General features: G+C 54.1%; 13 protein-coding genes. 3 read left to right on the forward strand and 10 right to left on the reverse strand.

Annotated features, from left to right (window positions below):
* Nucleotides 1-51: 51 nt before the first annotated feature.
* Entirely contained in the window at nucleotides 52-1,824 is a 1,773-nt protein-coding gene (locus C5Y83_RS02020; RefSeq protein WP_105327982.1) for an FG-GAP repeat domain-containing protein, read from the reverse strand.
* 460 nt (nucleotides 1,825-2,284) lie between these two features.
* Here C5Y83_RS02020 and C5Y83_RS02025 point away from each other — a divergent pair, with 460 nt between their 5' ends.
* Nucleotides 2,285-5,590 carry a PSD1 and planctomycete cytochrome C domain-containing protein gene (locus tag C5Y83_RS02025; protein ID WP_105327983.1) on the forward strand — a complete coding sequence of 1,102 codons (3,306 nt, stop codon included), beginning with the start codon at nucleotides 2,285-2,287 and terminating at the stop codon, nucleotides 5,588-5,590.
* Between the two features lie 38 nt (nucleotides 5,591-5,628).
* A complete protein-coding gene (locus tag C5Y83_RS02030; protein ID WP_105327984.1) occupies nucleotides 5,629-7,065 on the forward strand; it encodes a DUF1501 domain-containing protein in 1,437 nt (478 codons plus the stop codon).
* A 9-nt stretch (nucleotides 7,066-7,074) separates the two neighbouring features.
* Here the strand turns inward: C5Y83_RS02030 and C5Y83_RS02035 are convergent, their stop codons facing one another.
* The 7 genes from C5Y83_RS02035 to C5Y83_RS02060 form a co-directional block, all read right to left on the reverse strand.
* Entirely contained in the window at nucleotides 7,075-11,298 is a 4,224-nt protein-coding gene (locus C5Y83_RS02035) for a cobaltochelatase subunit CobN (RefSeq protein WP_105327985.1), read from the reverse strand.
* A 36-nt stretch (nucleotides 11,299-11,334) separates the two neighbouring features.
* Nucleotides 11,335-11,742: a DUF2149 domain-containing protein gene (locus C5Y83_RS02040; protein WP_105327986.1), complete on the reverse strand. Its 408-nt coding sequence runs from the start codon at nucleotides 11,740-11,742 to the stop codon at nucleotides 11,335-11,337.
* Entirely contained in the window at nucleotides 11,735-12,397 is a 663-nt protein-coding gene (locus C5Y83_RS29290) for a MotA/TolQ/ExbB proton channel family protein (RefSeq protein ID WP_158262191.1), read from the reverse strand. The genes C5Y83_RS02040 and C5Y83_RS29290 overlap by 8 nt, the downstream gene beginning before the upstream one ends.
* The gene (locus C5Y83_RS29295; RefSeq protein WP_158262192.1) at nucleotides 12,394-13,146 is read right to left on the reverse strand and encodes a hypothetical protein; all 753 of its coding nucleotides are present in this window, start codon (nucleotides 13,144-13,146) and stop codon (nucleotides 12,394-12,396) included. The genes C5Y83_RS29290 and C5Y83_RS29295 overlap by 4 nt, the downstream gene beginning before the upstream one ends.
* A complete protein-coding gene (locus tag C5Y83_RS02050; RefSeq protein ID WP_105327988.1) occupies nucleotides 13,146-13,562 on the reverse strand; it encodes a hypothetical protein in 417 nt (138 codons plus the stop codon). Before C5Y83_RS02050 ends, C5Y83_RS29295 begins: the two co-directional genes overlap by 1 nt.
* A gap of 21 nt (nucleotides 13,563-13,583) precedes the next feature.
* Nucleotides 13,584-14,558, reverse strand: a complete 975-nt coding sequence (locus C5Y83_RS02055) for a DUF1559 domain-containing protein (protein ID WP_105327989.1) — start codon at nucleotides 14,556-14,558, stop codon at nucleotides 13,584-13,586.
* Between the two features lie 581 nt (nucleotides 14,559-15,139).
* Nucleotides 15,140-15,340: a hypothetical protein gene (locus C5Y83_RS02060; RefSeq protein WP_105327990.1), complete on the reverse strand. Its 201-nt coding sequence runs from the start codon at nucleotides 15,338-15,340 to the stop codon at nucleotides 15,140-15,142.
* Nucleotides 15,341-15,718: 378 nt separating this feature from the next.
* Between C5Y83_RS02060 and C5Y83_RS02065 the strand changes: the two genes are divergently transcribed.
* Complete coding sequence (locus C5Y83_RS02065; protein ID WP_105327991.1) at nucleotides 15,719-16,762, forward strand: aldo/keto reductase; 1,044 nt, start codon at nucleotides 15,719-15,721, stop codon at nucleotides 16,760-16,762.
* A 32-nt stretch (nucleotides 16,763-16,794) separates the two neighbouring features.
* Here the strand turns inward: C5Y83_RS02065 and C5Y83_RS02070 are convergent, their stop codons facing one another.
* Both C5Y83_RS02070 and C5Y83_RS02075 read right to left on the reverse strand, forming a co-directional pair.
* The gene (locus C5Y83_RS02070; protein ID WP_105327992.1) at nucleotides 16,795-17,802 is read right to left on the reverse strand and encodes an aldo/keto reductase; all 1,008 of its coding nucleotides are present in this window, start codon (nucleotides 17,800-17,802) and stop codon (nucleotides 16,795-16,797) included.
* Between the two features lie 42 nt (nucleotides 17,803-17,844).
* Nucleotides 17,845-19,203: a PQQ-binding-like beta-propeller repeat protein gene (locus tag C5Y83_RS02075; RefSeq protein ID WP_105327993.1), complete on the reverse strand. Its 1,359-nt coding sequence runs from the start codon at nucleotides 19,201-19,203 to the stop codon at nucleotides 17,845-17,847.
* Nucleotides 19,204-19,266: the final 63 nt, after the last annotated feature.

The following is a 19,266-nucleotide window of genomic DNA, read 5'->3' on the forward strand; positions in this document are numbered from 1 at the left end:
TACTGCGTCATTCGGTTGCATTAAGTTGGAATTGGCATTGGTTGTCGGCGGCTATTCCGTCACAAAGCTGCCATCCGCTTGTTTGATTCTCACATAGTCGATGGCAAACATGTAGGACTTCTTCGCCTTGTGATTCGCACCCACGATCTGAACGTTGAGCTTGTGTTGGTCACCCTTCACAGCGACCTGTGGAAAGGTGAGGACACCGGTGGTCAGGACACCGCCGCTATAAAGATCAATCGGCGGTCCGAGCGGTTGGTCGTCGAGCGACAACTGAACTACCCCGTAATCACCAGCCGTTGTAAGAACCACTTCCAGATCGACTGTGCCGGTGAATTCTGGCAAGTCGAGTGCCAGTGAGTCGGCAGGTTTCGCCCCTGTCCAAAACAACTGCGAGCCACCACTCCACTTGTCTCCTTGAAATCCTTGCATGTCTTGTGTGCGGGCTGCCCCGGCGGTGGCTTTGCTGGTCAGCTTCTCCCCTTCGATCGCTCCTTCAACGCGGCCAGTCTCCGCATTGATTTTCGCTTTCGGACCACGCAATGCTTCCGCACCTTCGACGGTCGGAAGTTTCGGCCCGGTGTAAATCTTTGGCTGAGCCGCTTTGAACTTCGCTTCGTCGACCGTTTCTACCTTGTGCGTCAGGACATGAGAGCCAAGCATCCCGCCAACGACGATATCAGGGAGTTGGTCGTTGTTGATATCAACGATCGAGATCTGACGACCAATACCCGCTTCACCATCGGCCTGGTACGGAATCCAATCGACGCCCTTCTCGCCCCGTTCCAGCTTGAACCAATACGTGACTGCCCCGGAATCCCATTGTGGGCTTTGGCGATGATGCGACCAGTAAGTCTTACCGGTGATGATATCCTTGAGGCCATCTCCATCAATGTCGGCAAGAGCTACCGAATGCAATTCACTGAAGACGACGCCATATTTGTTTTCAGAAGGATGCTCGCCCATGATCAGATGGTGCTTGAAGCGAGTTTGATCGCCTTCGGTGATCTGTTCGTACCATGCCAAGCCGAAGTCGTGTGCGCGGTGGCTGGTGATGATGTCGTTGTCGCCATCTCCATCGACGTCGTAAGCATACATTTCGGCGCCGCCGTAACCTTCTGTGAAGGAGGCTGAATGAAGTTGCCAGCGAGACGTTAAAGCGTTTTCGGCTGGCTGCTCGAACCAACCATTGGCGAAGATGACATCTTGCCGGCCGTCACCGTTAACATCACCGACACCCAGTCCGTGGCCGAACTTCTTCGAGGCAATTTGGTCGGAGATGCGATGAAACTCCCAAGGTCCAAACGGTTTCTCCGTATCAAAGGTGGTAAACCCAAAGAAGCCATCGCGGGTACAAATAAGTTCTGGACGATCGTCCCCTACGATATCAAGCAGCTGCGGCGATTCGTTCGATACCCAGTCGAATACCTGATGCTTGGGCCAATGCTTGTCAAAGCCTTCCTGGCCTGGGTTCTCGTAGACGTAGGCAGGCGTTCCAGGGAAGCCGACGACAAAGACATCGTTCCGGCCATCACCGTTGAAGTCGTACAACCAGCTGAAGAAGTTATCGGCGTATCGTTCGCGATTTTGCGGAACCGGTTTGTAGATCTCGTGCTTCGTGGTGTACTCCGGTCCAGCAAACCAGTACGGTCCGTACACCACGTCGGAGATTCCATCGCCATTGATGTCGGCGGCGTTCGCACCTTCCGAAAAGTAGACGCCGGTTAGTTGCTGGCGATCAAACGTATGGAGTTTTCGTTCTTCGGCTTGCAAGGTGAAAGGGAGGACGAGACAAAGCGAGAGGAGGATTCGATTGAGGTTCATAGGTGGGCCTTAAGTGAATCGGGGAGTCGCGTTTGATGTCACGTGAATTCCCGATTTTGGTGGGTTGTTGATTCCCAACAGGGGGCTGCGCATTATCACATAGAAGTCAGCAACTTGCGAAACTGGTGAGGAATAAAATTGGCCAAACCGTCGAGGCGTCGATGTGTAGTTGCCTTATCCATTAAATGCTGCTTTTGGTCGGTTTGTGCATTGGTATCGACCTTAATCGGAGTGCCGGGGTGGCAGGCGTGCGCGAAAAAGCATGCTTAGCGTTGGCAAGATTCTTAGGTGCTTGCAAAGAATCTCATGTGAGGCGGTGGACTTTGATCCCACGCCGGCGGAATTGAAAAGCTTCGCGTTTTGATGGGGCGTTCGGTATATTGATGGTCCTGCCAGATCGTTCTTCGGCGATTTATCCCTCCACCGCTCCCTTCCCCTCTCTGCGACGGAAAGTCGATTCATGCGTTTCGGATTGCTTCTTGCGTTGCTGTTTGGTGGGTCGCTGCTTTTCCAGTCGGTCGCCGAAGGCGCGGAAGCGACATTTTCGACTGCCCAATACGACTTCTTTGAAACGTCGGTCCGCCCGCTGTTGGTCTCGGAGTGCGGAAAGTGCCACGGTTCGAAGACGCAGCATGGCGGTCTTCGAACCGATTCTCTAGCCGATCTGATGAAGGGTGGGGACTCAGGAGCGGCGATTAAGCCCGGGGAGGTAGACGCAAGTTTATTGATCGAAGCCGTTCGTCGAACAGGCGACTATCAGATGCCGCCGGAAACACCATTAAAGCCTGACCAAGTTGCGATTCTGGAGCGTTGGGTTGAGATGGGAGCCCCGTGGCCGAGAAAAGACAAGCCGCGTGTGCATCGACCCGATGCCCGCAAAACGCACTGGGCCTTTCTACCCATACAAAGCCGTGAACCACCGTCGGTTGATGTAGACACATTAATCAAAAATCCTGTCGATCAGTTCGTTCAGGCCAAGCTTCAGCAAAAACGAATTGCAATCGCACCGGTTGCGGACCGAGCAACACTGATTCGTCGCGTGACCTACGACTTAACCGGGCTGCCGCCGACCTACGAGCAGGTTCAAGCGTTCGTCAATGATACTTCATCAGATGCCTACCAACGGTTAGTCGACCGACTCTTAAACTCGCCTGCTTACGGCGAGCATCGGGCGCGATACTGGTTAGACCTGGCTCGCTATTCCGATACCAAGGGCTACGTCTACGCTCGGGAGGAACGCCGATTTGTGCATGCCTGGAATTATCGCGACTGGGTTGTCGACGCATTCAATAGCAACATGCCGTACGACGAGTTTCTGCTGAACCAGCTTGCCGCCGATCAGTATCGTCCCGATGATCCAACCGCCCAAGCCGCGATGGGGTTTATCACCCTCGGACGACGCTTCCTGGGAAACACGCACGATATTATTGACGACCGTATCGATGTTGTCGGACGGACGACGATGGGGCTGACACTCGGATGCGCTCGATGCCACGATCATAAGTACGATCCAATCCCGACCGCCGATTATTACTCGCTTTACGGAGTGTTTCAAAACTGCTCCGAGACGTTGACCTCACTGGAAAGTCAGCCGCTTGCTTCAACGGATTCCGAGGTAGTGCAGGAGTTTCTTAAACGCCGTAACGCGTTGAACGATGCGATTGAAGCAAGGCAGAAAGAGGCTTCTGACCGAGTTCGCTCACGAATTGCCGATTACCTATTCGCTCAGACCGAGCTTGAAAAGTATCCCGAGGTCAGCTTCAGTCAGATTATCAGTAAACAAGACTTGGTGCCTGCGTTTGTGCACCAGTTTCGAGCTTACCTGCAACGAACGGTGAAAGTGGACGATCCGGTGTTTGCGGTTTGGAATGCAATGGCCGAAATACCTGGTGATCAATTCCAGGTCGAAGCTCCGAAGGTATTGGTTCACTTGCGACAATTGGATGCAGGGAAGGTCAATCGACTCGTGCTTGAGCGATTTAAGACGACACCTGCATCGATGCGAGACGTCGCCGACCGGTATGGGGCGTTATTCATTTCGCTCGAATCGGAGTTGCCTCCTAATGTCGATCCACAAAGCAAGGCCGTGTGGGACGTCTTGTTCGCCCCGAGCTCTCCTTGTCGAATGCCAGACAAAGGGATCACGGGGACTGAGTTCTTCTACGACAACGGGACCACCGTGGAAATCTGGAAGCTTCAAGCGGCTGTCGATCAGTGGCTAATCGATCATGCGAAGGAACTACCGCACACGGTTCGACTTGTCGATCGAACCAATCTGACCGAACCGCATGTCTTCCGGCGTGGCAACCCAGCGAATCGAGGCAAGGAAGTGACGCGGCATTTTCCGACCTTAATCGCAGGGGACAGTTCGCCTCCTTTCAAGCAAGGAAGTGGGCGGATGGAACTCGCTTTTGGGATCGTCGCGGAAGAGAATCCGTTGACGGCTCGTGTGTGGGTTAACCGAATCTGGCAACATCACTTCGGAGTAGGACTTGTAGCGACGAGCAGCGATTTCGGAACCCGCGCCCCTGTGCCTTCTCACCTGGAGCTGCTTGATTGGTTGGCGACGCAGCTAATCGAGTCAGGCTGGAATACGCGAAAGATCCACCAGCTGATTGTCCTCTCACACACCTACCGGCAGTCATCCCAAGGTCCGAAGGATCAAGCCGCTTACGACCATGCTCAATTGACTGACCCCGAGAATCGACTGTTATGGCGAATGAATCCTCATCGTCTGACGTTTGAAGAACTGCGAGACACGATGTTGGCGGTATCGTCACAGCTCGATCGGAAAATGGGAGGGCCGGGCTCGCCACTGTTTAACGGCAATGACTCGCACAAACGCCGGACACTCTACGGCTATGTCGATCGTCAGTTTTTGCCCAGCTTATTTCGAGTGTTCGACTTCGCGAATCCAGATCTGCATATCCCGAGTCGATCAGAGACGACCGTTCCGCAGCAGGCACTATTTGGGTTGAATCATTCGTTCGTTGCTCAACGTGCGATCGATTTAGCACGTTCTGCTGAGGAGAAATCGTCCGGCGATTCGCAGGCAATTGCTCGCCTCTTTCATGCGATCTTAAAGCGAGACCCATCTGCCGGCGAATTGCAATTATCTCGACAGTTTTTGGACTCAGCGTTACCGTCTGAGCCCGAATCTGATGAACCCAAAGCATCCGATCAATGGGCGTATGGATACGCGACCGTCACGGAGAATGGATTAGTCGCCGATACTTTTAAGCCGCTGCCATATTTCAACGGAACAGCTTGGCAAGGTGGCGAGCAGTGGCCTGATTCGAATCTCGGTTGGGCACAACTTACTGCGGTAGGTGGTCATCCGGGCAACACGGAAGAATTTGCTGTGGTTCGGCGCTGGTCACCGGAGGTTAGTGGAACGTTCTCGGTTCAGTCGAAGGTCGCTCACACGCACGAAGTGGGAAATGGAATTCGCTGTTGGATCATCTCCAGTCGGCAAGGCATTTTGAAGGAGTTTGCTTTGCACAACGCGAGTCAGGAGGACTTTCTGGAAGGGATTGAAGTGGAATTAGGCGACAAGCTTGACTTCGTTGTCGATATCAACGGCAATCTCAATAGCGATGATTTTCGTTGGTCGATCGACATCGCCCGCACACCGAACGATAAGAGTCGAATCTCGCACTGGAACGCGCTGGATGACTTTCCGAAAGAAACCATGACTCCCCTGACGCCGCTACAGCAACTTGCTCAGACCTTGCTGTTGTCGAACGAGTTCATGTTTGTAGATTAACCCATGCCGCGAAACAAACCGTAGAATCGAGACGAACTATGTTTGGCAATTCCGATCCGTTCGATCGTTGGACCCGCCGCTCGATGCTGAAGCAGTCTGGGTTAGGGTTCGCTACACTGGGGCTCAGCAACTTGCTGTCACAGTCCGGGGATGCCGTAGCGGCCGAGACGATTTCATCGGAACCAAGTTTGCGCGAGTCAAAGTTGCCCCACTTTCCTGGCAAAGCCAAACGTGTGGTTCATTTCTTTTTCAACGGCGGAGCCTCGCACGTCGACACGTTTGATCCGAAGCCTCTGCTGAAAAAATACGAGGGAAAGCCGTTACCGAATACGTTAACCACAGAAAGAAAAACGGGGGCGGCGTTCCCTTCGCCGTTCAAATTTGCCAAGTATGGGGAAAGCGGCTTAGAGATCAGCGAGCTATTCGCGAAGACGGCGGTTCATGCGGACGAGATCGCGGTGATTCGCTCGATGCATACGCAGGTTCCCAATCACGAACCCTCCTTAATGATGATGAACTGTGGCGATTCTGTTTTGTCGCGTCCAAGCGTCGGATCCTGGGTGTTGTACGGACTTGGTTCCGAGAACGAGAACCTGCCTGGCTTCATCGCGATGTGCCCCAATGGCCTGCCGATTAAGGACTCAGAGAACTGGCAGTCCGGTTTCCTGCCAGGAGCTTATCAAGGAACCTACATCGATCCGCAGCATCAAACGATTGAGCGATTGATCGAAAATATTCGCAGTAAGCACGCGACCTCCAAGATCCAGCGGCATCAGCTCGATTTCCTTCAGAAGCTCAACGCCCAGCATCACGCCACGCGGCATGACGACCGGTTGGAAGCACGCATCCAATCTTACGAGCTGGCGTTTCGGATGCAGATGGAAGCTGCGGAGGCATTTGACATCCATCGCGAGCCAGCCAGCATTCGACGGATGTATGGCGAAGGTGTCCATGGTCGACAGACTTTGATTGCCCGCCGATTGTTAGAGCGGGGTGTCCGTTACGTTCAACTGTGGCATGGTGCCGGTCAACCTTGGGATCATCATGCTCAGATCGAGCCAAGTCATCGCAAACAGGCCGGCGAGGTCGATCAGCCGATTGCCGCGTTAATTGCCGATTTGAAGCAGCGTGGGATGCTTGAGGATACGCTGGTGATCTGGGGAGGCGAATTTGGTCGCACTCCTACCGTCGAACTGTCGGGCGATGGCAAGGCTCAGCTAGGGCGCGATCATAATCCGTATGGATTCAGCATGTGTATGGCGGGAGGAGGCGTGCGAGGTGGGACGACCTACGGAGCAACCGATGAATTCGGTTTTCAGGCGGTTGACAACCGCGTCAGCGTGCACGATTTGCACGCTACGATTTTGCATCTACTTGGCTTCGACCACGAGAAACTAACTTATCGATACGCCGGGCGAGACTTTCGCCTGACCGACGTACATGGTCGCGTGCTCCACGATATCTTGCATTCGTGAATCGTGTGTCTAGCGAGCTTGCTTCCAAAGACCGCCGAAAACAGACAGCGAGACGAGTATCAGACTCAACCAGACCACGTGTATTGGATTTTGTGGAGATGGTTGTTCCGTCTCCGCAATCTCCTGGTCGACTTCGTTCATTTCAATGCCCTTCACCTCCGGTGCCGTCTGACTTGGCTGCAGCGCGGAAGCCAACGCTAGTTGATAGTCGCCCAACGCTTTCACGCGATTGGGATCTTCGGACGAGGGGAGTTGCTGCTGGAGGAATTCGTGAAACTTACCGTTGCCGCAGGTTTCGTAGGAGCATGCCGCCCCGAATTCGGCCACGAGTTCCGTATGAAGTTTGGCCAGTGTTTCCAGTTGCTGGGAATCGGCCGACCAGTAACCCTTGCGGGCTGTTTCCAGCATCACAGCGGTTAAGTCTTGCAGAGCATACGGATTCTTATCTTCAAAGTACTCGCGCATGTTCAAATCATGTTTGTCGTCAATGTAAACCTGGTAGGTTTCGTTCCACATGTCCTGGCTGATTGCCGAGGGCTGCATCACGTTCCAACCATACATGTTACGGACAGTTTCGGTGAAAGAGGCCGCTGCCGAAGGGCCCTCGCGCTGCATGCTTTGAATGAACTTAGGATTCCAGAGCGATGTCCGTGCCTCTTCCCGAATCGCACCGACCGAGGTTGTTACCTTGGCACGGCCTGGCTGACGAAGATCGCTGAAGTAGCCGTCCGGATCGTTGCCGGTAGTTTCGCGAACGGCCAGCGTGATTCCACCCATGAATTCGTAAACGTGATCCAGCGATAGCGGTCCCCAAGTGTTTGAAGAGCGGGGATGAACGACGGCGTCAACATCTTTCATCTGGGCTTCCAACAGGCCGGGCAGGACAGTACCCCAGCGACCCCCATCGCGGTAGACGCCACTCATGTTCTTGATGTATCGGTTGGCAACTTCCTTCGGATTTCCCCATGAGTCCCCTTTCTCGACCATGCCCATGATCTGCGTCCCGTAGCTGCTGTTGGCGGCGGAACCGAAGATTCGCGCGGTCGCGAAATCGCGAGCGTCTTTCGGTGAGATGCCTTGAGACTTGAGCGTTCGCTCGGCATCTTCTGTTCCTTGGCGAACGAAGTTCGGATACTCCCCTGCTTCGAGGCCACTCGCGATTTGTACGGCTTTATCAATCAATGCAATGCGCGACGCAGCAGCGTCGCGAAACTGACCTGACGTTTGGACAAGGACATCGACACGTGGGCGTGCCAACTCCGTGTCTGGGATGACTTCGATGTCGTACACAACGCCACGCGAGTTCCAGACTGGTCGCATTCCCATCAAGTACAGGATCTGGGCAATCGCCGTCCCTTTGCCTCGAATAAACTCGCCACCCCATAACGATATTGCCACCTGGCGCGGGTAATCCCCGTGGTGCCGGACCCGGTGCGCAGTCAGCAACTCGTCGGTCAGCTTCACGCCGACTCGCCATGCCTCTGGCGTGGGAGTTTGCTCGGCGTTAATCGAATAAAGGTTTCGGCCGGTGGGTACCGACGATGGATTGACCAAGGGATCCCCGCCGCTCGAAGGCGCGATGTATTGAGCGCCAAGGGCGCGAATGATCGATTCAAGTTCAACCTGAGGAGACTGTCTTAGATTGGCCGAGTTTTGTTCGATGGAATCGACCAGATCAATAAGATTTCGGCGAAGCTCTTGGTCGTCACTGACCAGCTTCTTAAACTCCTCGGCTGTTTTCCAGACCGGAGGTTTGGTGTTTTTCTCGCTGGATGTTTGTGAACTGGGAGCCAGGTTTTCGCCAGCCGCGGGTTTTTTCGTCGGTTTTTCTCTTGGATCGTCCTGTTGCGGATGATTGGATGCTGGTTTCGTATTGGTTGCCCCAGACTTTCCATCGGTTGGTTGTTTTTGCGAGTCTGGGGGATCTTGAGGCCGCATGGCGGCAATTTGTTCTGCGGTGAAAAGCTTGTCCCTGCTTAGTTCACCCGCGAGAACGTCTGAGACGAACTGCATCGCGAGTTGTTGACGATATTCCATCGCATCAATTGAGTTGTTAACGCCGAGACATGCGAGTAGTTGATCGACACCTTGTTCGCCGAGCATGGCCGTTACCGTTTGATGAACCTGCGAGTCCGATAATTCGCGGCCAATGACATGTAGACCGTCGGTGACGCTTTGATCCTTCAGTTTATGGACATAGTTGTGAACTGCCGTTAGTTCCTCTTCGGTTAAAAGTCGATCGATTAAGGCATCCTTGGGAAAACCAAGGTCATCAGCTAGATTTAGTTCGTTGACCAATTGTGTCACCGATCGAAGTGTTTCTTCCCGTAAAAGCGGATCTTCAATCTGTTCCCAATCGTGAATCTTATCGTGTAGTAAAGACAAGTCTCCATAGAGACCCGCTTCCATAAAGGGAGGCGTTAGGTGCGACACGATTACCGCATTCGACCGACGTTTGGCGACGAGCGCTTCCCCGACGTTGTTGATTACGTAAGGATAAATATGGGGAAGATCCCCGATAAGAATGTGTGGCCAACAATCTTGGCTGAGGCTGTTCGACTTGCCGTACGTGAACTCAAGCGATCCATGCGTGCCAAAGTGCATGATCGCATCGGCCTGAAAGCCATAGCGTGCCCACAGGTAAGCTCCCAGGTAGAAGTGAGGCGCGGCCTGATCGGTGCCATGGATCGAACTGATTTCGTCTTCGTTTTCCTCGCCTCCACCAACGGTTGGCTGCGGCATGATTACGACGTTGCCAAGTTGGATGCGGCTTATCACCAGGTGAGGCTTGCCCTTCACACTCGTCACCATGCGATCACCAGGCAGATTGCCCCAGCGGTCGATCGTCTCTTGTTGGCGTTTGGGAGAAAGTACTTGTCGAAACCATTTCGCGTATTGCTTGGCCGGGACAAGTTCTGGCTCGGATTCACTTAAGAAGGTCTCGAAGGAACCGAGCGCCCATTGTCCGAGCGTTTTGCCCCGCTGTTGAATCAGATCAAACAACATCTCAGGCGTTTCGGGCAAAGAACCGCCGAGGTCGTAACCCTCTTGCTCTAGACGTTTCAGGGTATTCCACAATGCGGGAGCAACCTCCAAGCCGCCAGCCGATAAAGCCGAGTTGCCAGGGGACTTGTAATAGACGATGACAAGTCGTTTTTGAGCGTTTTCCTTCTGACGCAGTTTCAGCCAATTGAGTACTAAACGAACGCGTGCGTCGAGTTGATCTGCCAATGGCGTGCGAACTGTGAGACCACGTTCGTTTGCTTCCATCGAAGAAACCACAAGCGGTTCGATGATACCGTCCAGTTCGGGAGCGGTGATCGATTGCCCCATGAAGCCTCCTTCCATTCCCCGTTCGTCGGCCAGCCATGTTTCGCGACTGGTAAGCAGCGGAAGCGCGCTGACGACGGGACAATTGAGGTCCGATAGGAAGTGGATTCCTTCGTCTCCATACGAGAGTCGACCGTGCGGAAACGTCAGCACCAGATCTGGTTTGACCTCTCGCACCAGATCAAACGATTCCGCGCGACCAAAGATTGGATAGACCTTGGCACCGCCAGCTTCCAATGCCTCAATCATTGCATCAAGCGGACCACGATTTAATCGATCTTGTGGGTCCATGAAGTTGCCCATCAAAACAACCTTGGGTTGCTCAGTAGATCTCTTCATGGGAAGAGAAGCCAAATGCTTCTCGAATGCATCCTTTGTGGCAAAGACCTCGTCACCCAAATGAAAGAGACCGAACTGAGGCTTGGGAACGACATCAGGAACCGCAACTTCACGTCCACCAAGATGGTGCGCCGCGTAATGCGCCATGCCCAGAAGATTATCGTCACCGCCATGTTGAAGATATTCAGCGATCTGTTCGCGGTGCGGCACCGGTACCGACGTTTGTTGCTCGGAGAGGGCGTTGGTTGCCGTTCGGATATAAAAGTGTGTGCCGCGTTTCTTGGCTCGCTGGATCCGCGTGACTTGTTCTGTCGATAGGTTCAGTCCTTGACCACGAACGAATACCAGATTGTAGTTTTCAAGTGGCGCTGTATCGATTCCTGCGTCATCATAACGATGCAGGGCGTAAGGGGTCTCACGTAAGGCGGATTCCCAATTGGCGAATTCACTATCAGAGAACCCAACCATCGCCAATCGAAATGGACGTAGGTATTCGTAGTAAGCCCAGAGTCCACCGCCGAAGGCCAGCAGCAAAAGCATCGCGGAGATCGCTAGTTTCTTCATTGTGTTGATCGCTCGAACTTCCTGAATAAGTGGCTGTTACTCTTGCGGTGGAGAGGTTTCATCACTGGGGACGTAGATCACGCGGCCATCGGGCAGACGATAGGCTTGCCCCAGTAGTTCTCCTTGACCGGCGCCTTGCGACTGGGACGCCTCGTAGTGCTTGATCTCCTCACCCTGCTTGACGACGATTTCCATCTCAGGCGTACCGGGGTTGGTGATCACGGTGTAGTCGTTCTCTTGCAGCAGCGCCGGCACCTGCAGGTACGAAACCAACGCGACCATCAATGCCACGGCAAAGACCATGGCGACGTCAAACAAGTTGGCCATGCCTGCTAAGGGATCGTCTTCCTCTTCGGTGGCGAAGGTCGGCAAGGCCTTGTTTCGAAGACGATACTGACTCCAAGTTGATGGTGTGGATGTCGGGCGTGTTGAATGCTTAGGCATGGACCGACTCCTTTGCCAAAAGGTCTTCACCCACGGAAGCGGTTTCTTGCTCGATCATGGTTCGCAGACGATCTTCATCACTGCTGCTCATTCGCTCGGCTAGGAGGTTAAGCAGGGCCGAGTCAGCTTGGTACCAATGCTTTTTGACCGTGGCGAGCCAGCCTGCGACCATACCGATAAATAGCCCGAGCACGGTCGTCGAAAAGGCGATCACCAGGTTGTTGCTCATCGTTTGGATATCTCCAACGGCTAAACCAACCAGTGCTGGACCGAGCGGAATGAGCGTTCCCATTAGTCCCAAGCTGGGGCCAAGTTTGATCAGGCCACGAATGCGATCGAGAGACTTCTGCCATTCCAGTTCGATTTGCGAAAGGGCGTAAGCCAGGCCCGGGATCGTGTCATTGGCCGCGGTGAGACGGCCAAGTGATCGGCCGAGCGGGCCCGTTGTGGAAAGGGACTTTTCAAGGGGATGATCCTTCACGGCGACTTGTTCCAGTTGACGTCGATGGGGCTGTTCACGATTTCGTGCGACGAACTCTTGCAAAGTTCGGCCACATTGAATCAGCACACGAACCAGCGAGATCAGCAGCAGGATCATCACTGGAATGAGCAATGCGTTGGAAAGAACGTAAAAAAGATTCGTTACCGTATTCATGATTTTCCTGTGGGGATTTGATCGAGACTTCGGGCGATGGCCTGGCGTTCCCAGGCCATGCCAACTGCCAGGCATACCATGCCCAGCAGCAGCGCCGGTCCCAGGCCGGTCAGCGCGTGTGTGATTAGTTCTGCCTGATCGCCGGTCGGAAGTGAGCTCGCGGTGGTCGCGAACAAGGTGCTCGCTACGCCTACGGTCGCTGCCGAAGCAAAGTGAAGTAGAGCCAAGGTTAATTGGCGGAAGAAGAGGCCGACTACGATCAGTGAAAGGATGACCGAAAGCATGATGCCAGGCACCAGCATCCCGATCCATTCCGGACGCGCGCCAAGTTGCTGCGATAACCAATGTTGTTCCACCAGTAACATCGATAAAACGAAGACCGGTTGTGGAACGCAGTAAAGGATCGACATCGCTAATTTCGTGCGTTCTCGATTTGGCTCGGCGACGAGATGCAAGCCGATTGTGAAGCTTGCCGCGGCCAGCAAGATCTGTAGTACGCACGCCGCAAGCAGTACGTCAGGTCCCATCAGCATCATCCGCAGGTCGAGCGCGGATCGAGAGTCGGCTAACGGATTTACGAGAAATCCAGTCAGCGCGTTTAGGCCTAGTGAAACCACGAGCAAGTACCACTGTCGAGCCCACAACATGCCTGAGACCAGCGACAGCATCGTGGCCAGACAAACGACTGCCAGCATCGCCGCCTCGCCGTTGGATGAAAGTGTATGTAAGAGTTCATAGGCGACGGACATTACTGCTTACCTTTCGGTTGAAGCTTATCGAACGGCACCCCCTGCCCTTCCATGACCGGCTTGAACTTAGATCCGTTAAACTCTAAGGCGATCCAGCGGCTGGAATCTCCCACGGCCGCTACCCAGTAGCAGCGATGCGTACCGAGGTCGTTCGTGTAGCAGACACGCGTGCCCTGAAATGCTGGGTTCTCGGCCAGGTGTACGTGCTTTTTAAAGTACGTGCCAAGCGAGTGATCATGCTTGTCCGACCAGGATTGTCGCGTCCAAGTCGTTCCTTCAATCTCAAATGAATCAGGTAAAGCGACTTCCTGGGTTTGCGTCACCGGGCTAGGGCCACAACCTTCACTGGCAAGGAATGCGGCGACTAGCCAGGTAAATCGCAAGAGCCAATCTTGTTTCGAGCTAGATCGCATCATCAAAATTCTCCTTAGCATTCGTCACTGCGAGAAGCCGGTGAGTACCTGGCCATCGTGGCGGTTGTGTAAATTCCGCCACGTAGCCAGATCGATCGTTTCAGTTACGAAGCGGACACTGCCATCGCAAAGTGAAACATTTACGCCGCCAGGATGGTGGCTGCGGGCCCCAGAGATGGCCTCGCCGTGATGCGAAACATCAGGCTCTCGGGCGTTAGGTGGGAAGAAGGCATTGATCAACGTTTGGTACGTGATGTTCCGAATCCATTGGCCGGCGCGACGCCCTTCGTATCGTGTTGCCGAGCGGGTTACCAATGATTCGGCCGTTGCCGAGCACGGTCCTCCACCGCTTACTCGTTTGATTTGTTTGCTTGCATCGATGAGATCCGCAGTGTCGTCTCCGCGGAGGCCGTAAAGCGTTTCCGCGATTGCGATTGTGTTGCTCGTTCCATCGGTGATGTCACGGAATCGCGTGTTAGAACCACGCCAAAATAGACCGTCGGTGTCTGAGCGACTGCAGTAAGACATCCCGCTGCCGGGGCCAGCATTCATCATGTAGTTGGTTCCCGCCCAGACGTTGCCATCTTCAATCGAGAAGGGATCGCCTGGGTCGCTAGGGCATTGCAACACACTCAAAGGCTGGCGAACCACATTCACCAGATTCGGGTTTAGGTCTGGATCGTAGGCGACCCCGGAGAGCAGCGGCTGTGTATAGTCGATCAGGTCTTCGAGATTGCCTTGCTCGATGTAAGGAAGGAGCTTGGCCTGAGCCGAGTAGCCATATAGCGAGTCCTCGGCAGGTTGGGGGAACTGTTTAAAGGTCGATTCGTAATTGTGCATTGCCAGCGTCAACTGTTTCATGTTGTTAGTGCACTGCATGCGTCGTGCTGCTTCGCGTGCTTGTTGCACGGCCGGTAACAGAAGTGAGATCAAAATCCCGATGATCGCGATGACCACCAGAAGTTCGACTAGGGTGAAGGCGGTTCGGTATGTTTTCATGATTCGTCGTTTGTTTTGGCTAATGGAAAGATCGAATACGGAACGATCGGTCGGCGCGCACCGTATTTGGTTTCGCCCGACCTCAGCGACTTTGAATTGGGAGCTTATGTGCGACACGCTGCTGGAGCGGGCGTCAGGACGTCGTGAAGTGAAAGAGATTCCGCCGCCATGCCACAGCCGATCGGATTTGGTCGGACCGGGTACACGGCCATGGAGTAGGCGGCGGAACCATTCGCTTGACGACGCTGACTGACCGAGGCAGTCAGCTCGAAGGAGGGGCAATTGCCCGCATGCACAGCGAGTTTCGTTGTTAGATAGCAGCGACGACTTGTCTTCGAACGCGCTCGACATGTCTCCCCTTACGCGTTGACCGACGGTGCCGGACATGCGCCGTGAGAAACGACGAGGCCTTGTTCAAAATGAGCCGCAAGCTGACTAGATGGTCGCTGGTGGTGCTCGGGGCTGAGAGATCGCGACCGGCTGGTCGCAACTAGGAGAATCGGTTCGCTGAACGATCTGTTCCAGGGCCGGTTCAAGGCTTATTGCCACCGGATTAAGCCAAGTGATCGCTGCGACCAAAGCTAAAGACTGGCAAACCACGCAGCCATCGGGATGATGTTCGCGAGATGGCGCATCGTGTGGCGATTCTTCTTGAGAATTCGCAGCCAATTCCGAGCGATCGCCAGCGTGATGGCAACAATGATGATGGCCGCATCCGCTGGAGGCCAATGATTCGGCATGGGAATACGAAGCCGAAGTAGGACCGTGCGAGGAGCACACATCCGTACACGTCGCCAGGTGAAACCAAGCCGGCGCATGTCCCGCGGCGAGCATGCCGCAAAGAACAAGAACTAAAAGTGGTCGGAACAACAATACCACGGGAGACGTTCGTCACTCGGGGGGAAACAAATGGAAAAACAGGGTCCGACCAAAGACACTTGTTAATCGATACGATGATCGATTGGGAAGAGTTCGTCAAGTCGCCCAAGTTTTTATGTGATTCGTCGGTTGCTTACTTCACCAACGATCGGCACTTGTTTAAAACGCCAGCGTGATCCGTTAATCTCGTAGGTCGACGCAACCAAAGTGCGAACATCCATGGGCATGTCGCGATTCACCTCCCCTCCTTCCCATGTCCTTCTCTCTCCTCGGACAACATTATGGAAACAAGAACCCTGGGCCGAACCGGTCTCGATATTAGTTTGCTCTCGATTGGCGGACTGTATACTTCCTCGCTCGCGTATGGTGTATCGGAAACGAAGCGGATCATGCACCGTGCAACCGAGTTAGGGATCAACGCGGTCGATACGGCACCTGCTTACGCGGATAGCGAAGCAACGCTTGGAAAGGCGATCGATGGGCTTTCCGCTCCCCTGATAATCACCACCAAGCTGGGTGGACGTCCAACACCATTCGATCCACAAAGCGTGGCCGGGCTTCGTCAGTCACTAGAAGAGAGCCTGCAACTGTTAGGACGTGAGAGCGTTGACATTTTGATGATCCACGAGCCAGATCGTCCTCAGCAATACGCTTGGTGGACCAGTTACGATCCATTGGAAGGTCCGGTGCTTGAGTTGATGGAATCGCTCAAGCGTGAAGGTAAGGTTCGTTACACTGGGCTCGCCGGTACCACGGTAAGCGAAATGACCTACCTGGTGAATCAGGACAAATTTGACGTCGTCCTCACAGCATTTAACTACAACGCTCTTTTCCGGGAAGCTGCCTCCACGGTGATTCCTGCGGCGACGTCGCTGAACATGGGAGTCGTGCTGGGATCGGTTTTTGGTCAGGGATTCTTAACGCGTTGCCCGCAAGGTTTGACCGAGTCGGACAAGGTTTGGCTGGCGGAGGCACGAAGGCAGCAGCTTGCGGCGTACGTCAAGTTGCTCGACGAAGCTGGCATGTCGGCGGTCGAGTTATGTTTGCGATTTGCGGTTTCTGATTCTCGCATCCATACCATTCCGATTGGCTGTAAGACGATCGATCAGCTTGAGGCCTGTGTGGCGGCGGTGAACCAGGGGCCGCTTCCTGAGGATATTCGCGCGCGTCTGGATGAGATTGCCGAGATGGTTCCGTACCGCCCATTTGAAGAGCCAATGATCTTGCCACTTGGCAAGTCGTATACCGGGCCGGGAATTGCCAACATGGGCGCTGCGGTTCAGGTCGGCAAAGTGGCTGCTGCGAAGCTGAGTCGACCGATTTAAAAAACTTGCTCGTCCTTGTTGCCGCAATCTCGCTATCGTCCGGTCATTTCCGCCATGGCTGCGGGATAGCGATTTCCGTGCACGGTAATCGCCGATAGGCCGGCATCGATCGCGCTGAGATCTTCTTTGGTTAAATTCAACGAGGCAGCCGCGATGTTTTCTTCCAGGCGGTGACGCTTTGTGGTACCAGGAATGGGAACGATCCACGGCTTTTGGACGAGAATCCACGCCAATGCAATCTGAGCAGGTGTCGCCTTCTTCGTGGCCGCTAGGTCCTTAAGAAGTTCGAGGAACGCTTGGTTTGCTTTCAGATTCTCGGGCGAGTATCGCGGCAATGCACTGCGAAGATCCGTGCTTTCGAAAGTTGTGTGGGCGTCGATTGCCCCGGCGAGGAAGCCGCGTCCCAGTGGGCTGAAAGGGACAAAACCAATACCTAACTCTTCCAATGTTGAAAAGATTTCCGCCTCTGGTTCTCGCCACCAAAGGGAATACTCGCTTTGCAGCGCCGTAACTGGTTGAATAGCATGAGCGCGGCGAATCGTTGCCGCTCCCGCTTCTGACAAACCGAAGTGTTTGACTTTACCTTCGGCAATCAGTTCTTTGATGGTGCCAGCCACGTCTTCAATCGGCACGGCTGGATCAACTCGGTGCTGATAGAACAAATCGATCGATTCGATTTGTAAACGCATCAAAGAGGCCTCGGCGACCGCCCGGATATGTTCCGGACGACTGTCGAGCTTCGGAGATATCTTGTTTTCCTTGGCGACCTTGCGAGATTCGATGTCGAAGCCAAACTTGGTGGCGATGGCAACTTGATCGCGATAGGGTGCGAGTCCTTCGCCGACAAGTTCTTCGTTGGTAAACGGACCGTAGACTTCAGCCGTATCGAAAAAAGTGATTCCTTGCTCCACGGCGAAATGGAGCAAGGAGATCATCTCTTGTTTGTCTTTCGGCAATCCGTACGAGAAACTCATACCCATGCAACCTAAACCAAGTGCCGAGACTTCAAGGTTATTTGGGCCAAGTTGCCGTTGATGCATAGAACGATACCGCAAGAAAGGTTTGCGTGGGCAAAGCGATGGCTAATTCGCTTTGACGTCGTAACAGTACAATGTGCCTTGGTCGCGAATGTACAGCTTTCCGTTGGCGATCACAGGATGTGCCCACGCTGGTTTGCTAGTTCGATCTGGTTGGTCGAAGCGACCTTTTTCAACGAACTCTTCTTTGTTCGGTTCAATCAGCAAGATCGGGCCTTCTTCCGAACGGAGATAAAGACGACCATCGGCCATCGCCAGCGATCCCTTCGGAGCTTTGCGATCACGCCACAAGACTTCCCCAGTCTGGAAATCGAGGCACGAAAGGAAGCCGCCTCCATTGCCACCGTTGGCACCGTACAGGCAACCATCAACGACGATCAAGCCACCATGATGATTTTGCATGTTCGACGTGAAGTAAACTTCTTCCGCTTCAATCTTGCCATTGTCGGTCTTCTTCAACTTCACAGCGCCACCGCCGTTACCGTAGGCCGAAGCCGCGAAGATCAGGCCATCTTTGAAAACGGGAGTCGTACAGTTAATGCCCATGCGGTTGGCCGGGCGATCGTATTGCCAGATAAGCTCGCCTGTTTCAGCGTCGACACCGATCAATGCTTTGGCGGTCAGCTGAACGTACTGCTTCTTGCCAGCTTCTTCAACGATGATCGCTGACGAGTAACCCGCACCAGCACGTGGTCCGCCTCCAAAGCCACCTCGTCCGCGACGGCCTCGACCTTGCGGTCGGCTCTCTTCGTCTGGTTCGGGGGCTGGTTGAGCTTCTTCTGCTGGAGGTTTGGTTGCCCAAATCGTCTCGCCGGTCTTTTTGTTCAGAGCCGCCATGGTCGCATCTTTACCGCCTGGCGTGACGATGACCTTGCTGCCGTCGATCAGCGGTGATTCTCGGAAGCTCCACATGGGCACAATACCGCCGAAGTCCTTTTGCAAGTCACGTTGCCAGACGATCTCACCGTCGGCAACCTTCAAGCAAGTGACATCCCCTTCCATGCCCATCACGTACATGTGGTCGCCATCGATCGTCGGCGTGCCACCAGGACCCTCTTTCGATTGTGGCATCCGTTGTTCGTATGCCTTATCGATCTTGGTGACCCACAACTCTTTGCCGTCGGCCTCAGACAAAGCCCACACGACTTCGTCGTCCCCGCGATTACTCATACCATAGATACGACCATCGGCGATCGCTGGAGCGCTATCACCTCCACCTAGGTTGGTTGCCTTCCAGGCCAAAGCCGGGCCACCTTCAGGCCACTCTTGCAGAAGACCCGTTTCGGAAGAGACCGCATCACGATTCACTCCATTCCATTGCGGCCAATCAGATGACTTGGACGAATCTGCGATCGCTGGCGAAACGCAGAGAGTGACGAGGAACAAGCCGATAAGTATTCGCATGACAATTATTCTCGTGGTAAGCAGGGACAAGGAGCCTAGCCGCGCATTGCCCCTCATTTTACG

This window comes from Blastopirellula marina (assembly GCF_002967765.1).
GTDB classification, from domain to species: Bacteria; Planctomycetota; Planctomycetia; order Pirellulales; family Pirellulaceae; genus Bremerella; species Bremerella marina_A.

What these genes read in the sequence shown, in the direction of transcription:
- C5Y83_RS02055 (WP_105327989.1), bottom strand. Translation starts at nt 14,558, where the DNA reads ATGAAAACATACCGAACCGCCTTCACCCTAGTCGAACTTCTGGTGGTC.
- C5Y83_RS29290 (WP_158262191.1), bottom strand. Translation starts at nt 12,397, where the DNA reads ATGAATACGGTAACGAATCTTTTTTACGTTCTTTCCAACGCATTGCTC.
- C5Y83_RS02040 (WP_105327986.1), bottom strand. Translation starts at nt 11,742, where the DNA reads ATGCCTAAGCATTCAACACGCCCGACATCCACACCATCAACTTGGAGT.
- C5Y83_RS02035 (WP_105327985.1), bottom strand. Translation starts at nt 11,298, where the DNA reads ATGAAGAAACTAGCGATCTCCGCGATGCTTTTGCTGCTGGCCTTCGGC.
- C5Y83_RS02050 (WP_105327988.1), bottom strand. Translation starts at nt 13,562, where the DNA reads ATGATGCGATCTAGCTCGAAACAAGATTGGCTCTTGCGATTTACCTGG.
- C5Y83_RS02065 (WP_105327991.1), top strand. Translation starts at nt 15,719, where the DNA reads ATGGAAACAAGAACCCTGGGCCGAACCGGTCTCGATATTAGTTTGCTC.
- C5Y83_RS02020 (WP_105327982.1), bottom strand. Translation starts at nt 1,824, where the DNA reads ATGAACCTCAATCGAATCCTCCTCTCGCTTTGTCTCGTCCTCCCTTTC.
- C5Y83_RS29295 (WP_158262192.1), bottom strand. Translation starts at nt 13,146, where the DNA reads ATGTCCGTCGCCTATGAACTCTTACATACACTTTCATCCAACGGCGAG.
- C5Y83_RS02060 (WP_105327990.1), bottom strand. Translation starts at nt 15,340, where the DNA reads ATGTGTGCTCCTCGCACGGTCCTACTTCGGCTTCGTATTCCCATGCCG.
- C5Y83_RS02070 (WP_105327992.1), bottom strand. Translation starts at nt 17,802, where the DNA reads ATGCATCAACGGCAACTTGGCCCAAATAACCTTGAAGTCTCGGCACTT.
- C5Y83_RS02025 (WP_105327983.1), top strand. Translation starts at nt 2,285, where the DNA reads ATGCGTTTCGGATTGCTTCTTGCGTTGCTGTTTGGTGGGTCGCTGCTT.
- C5Y83_RS02030 (WP_105327984.1), top strand. Translation starts at nt 5,629, where the DNA reads ATGTTTGGCAATTCCGATCCGTTCGATCGTTGGACCCGCCGCTCGATG.
- C5Y83_RS02075 (WP_105327993.1), bottom strand. Translation starts at nt 19,203, where the DNA reads ATGCGAATACTTATCGGCTTGTTCCTCGTCACTCTCTGCGTTTCGCCA.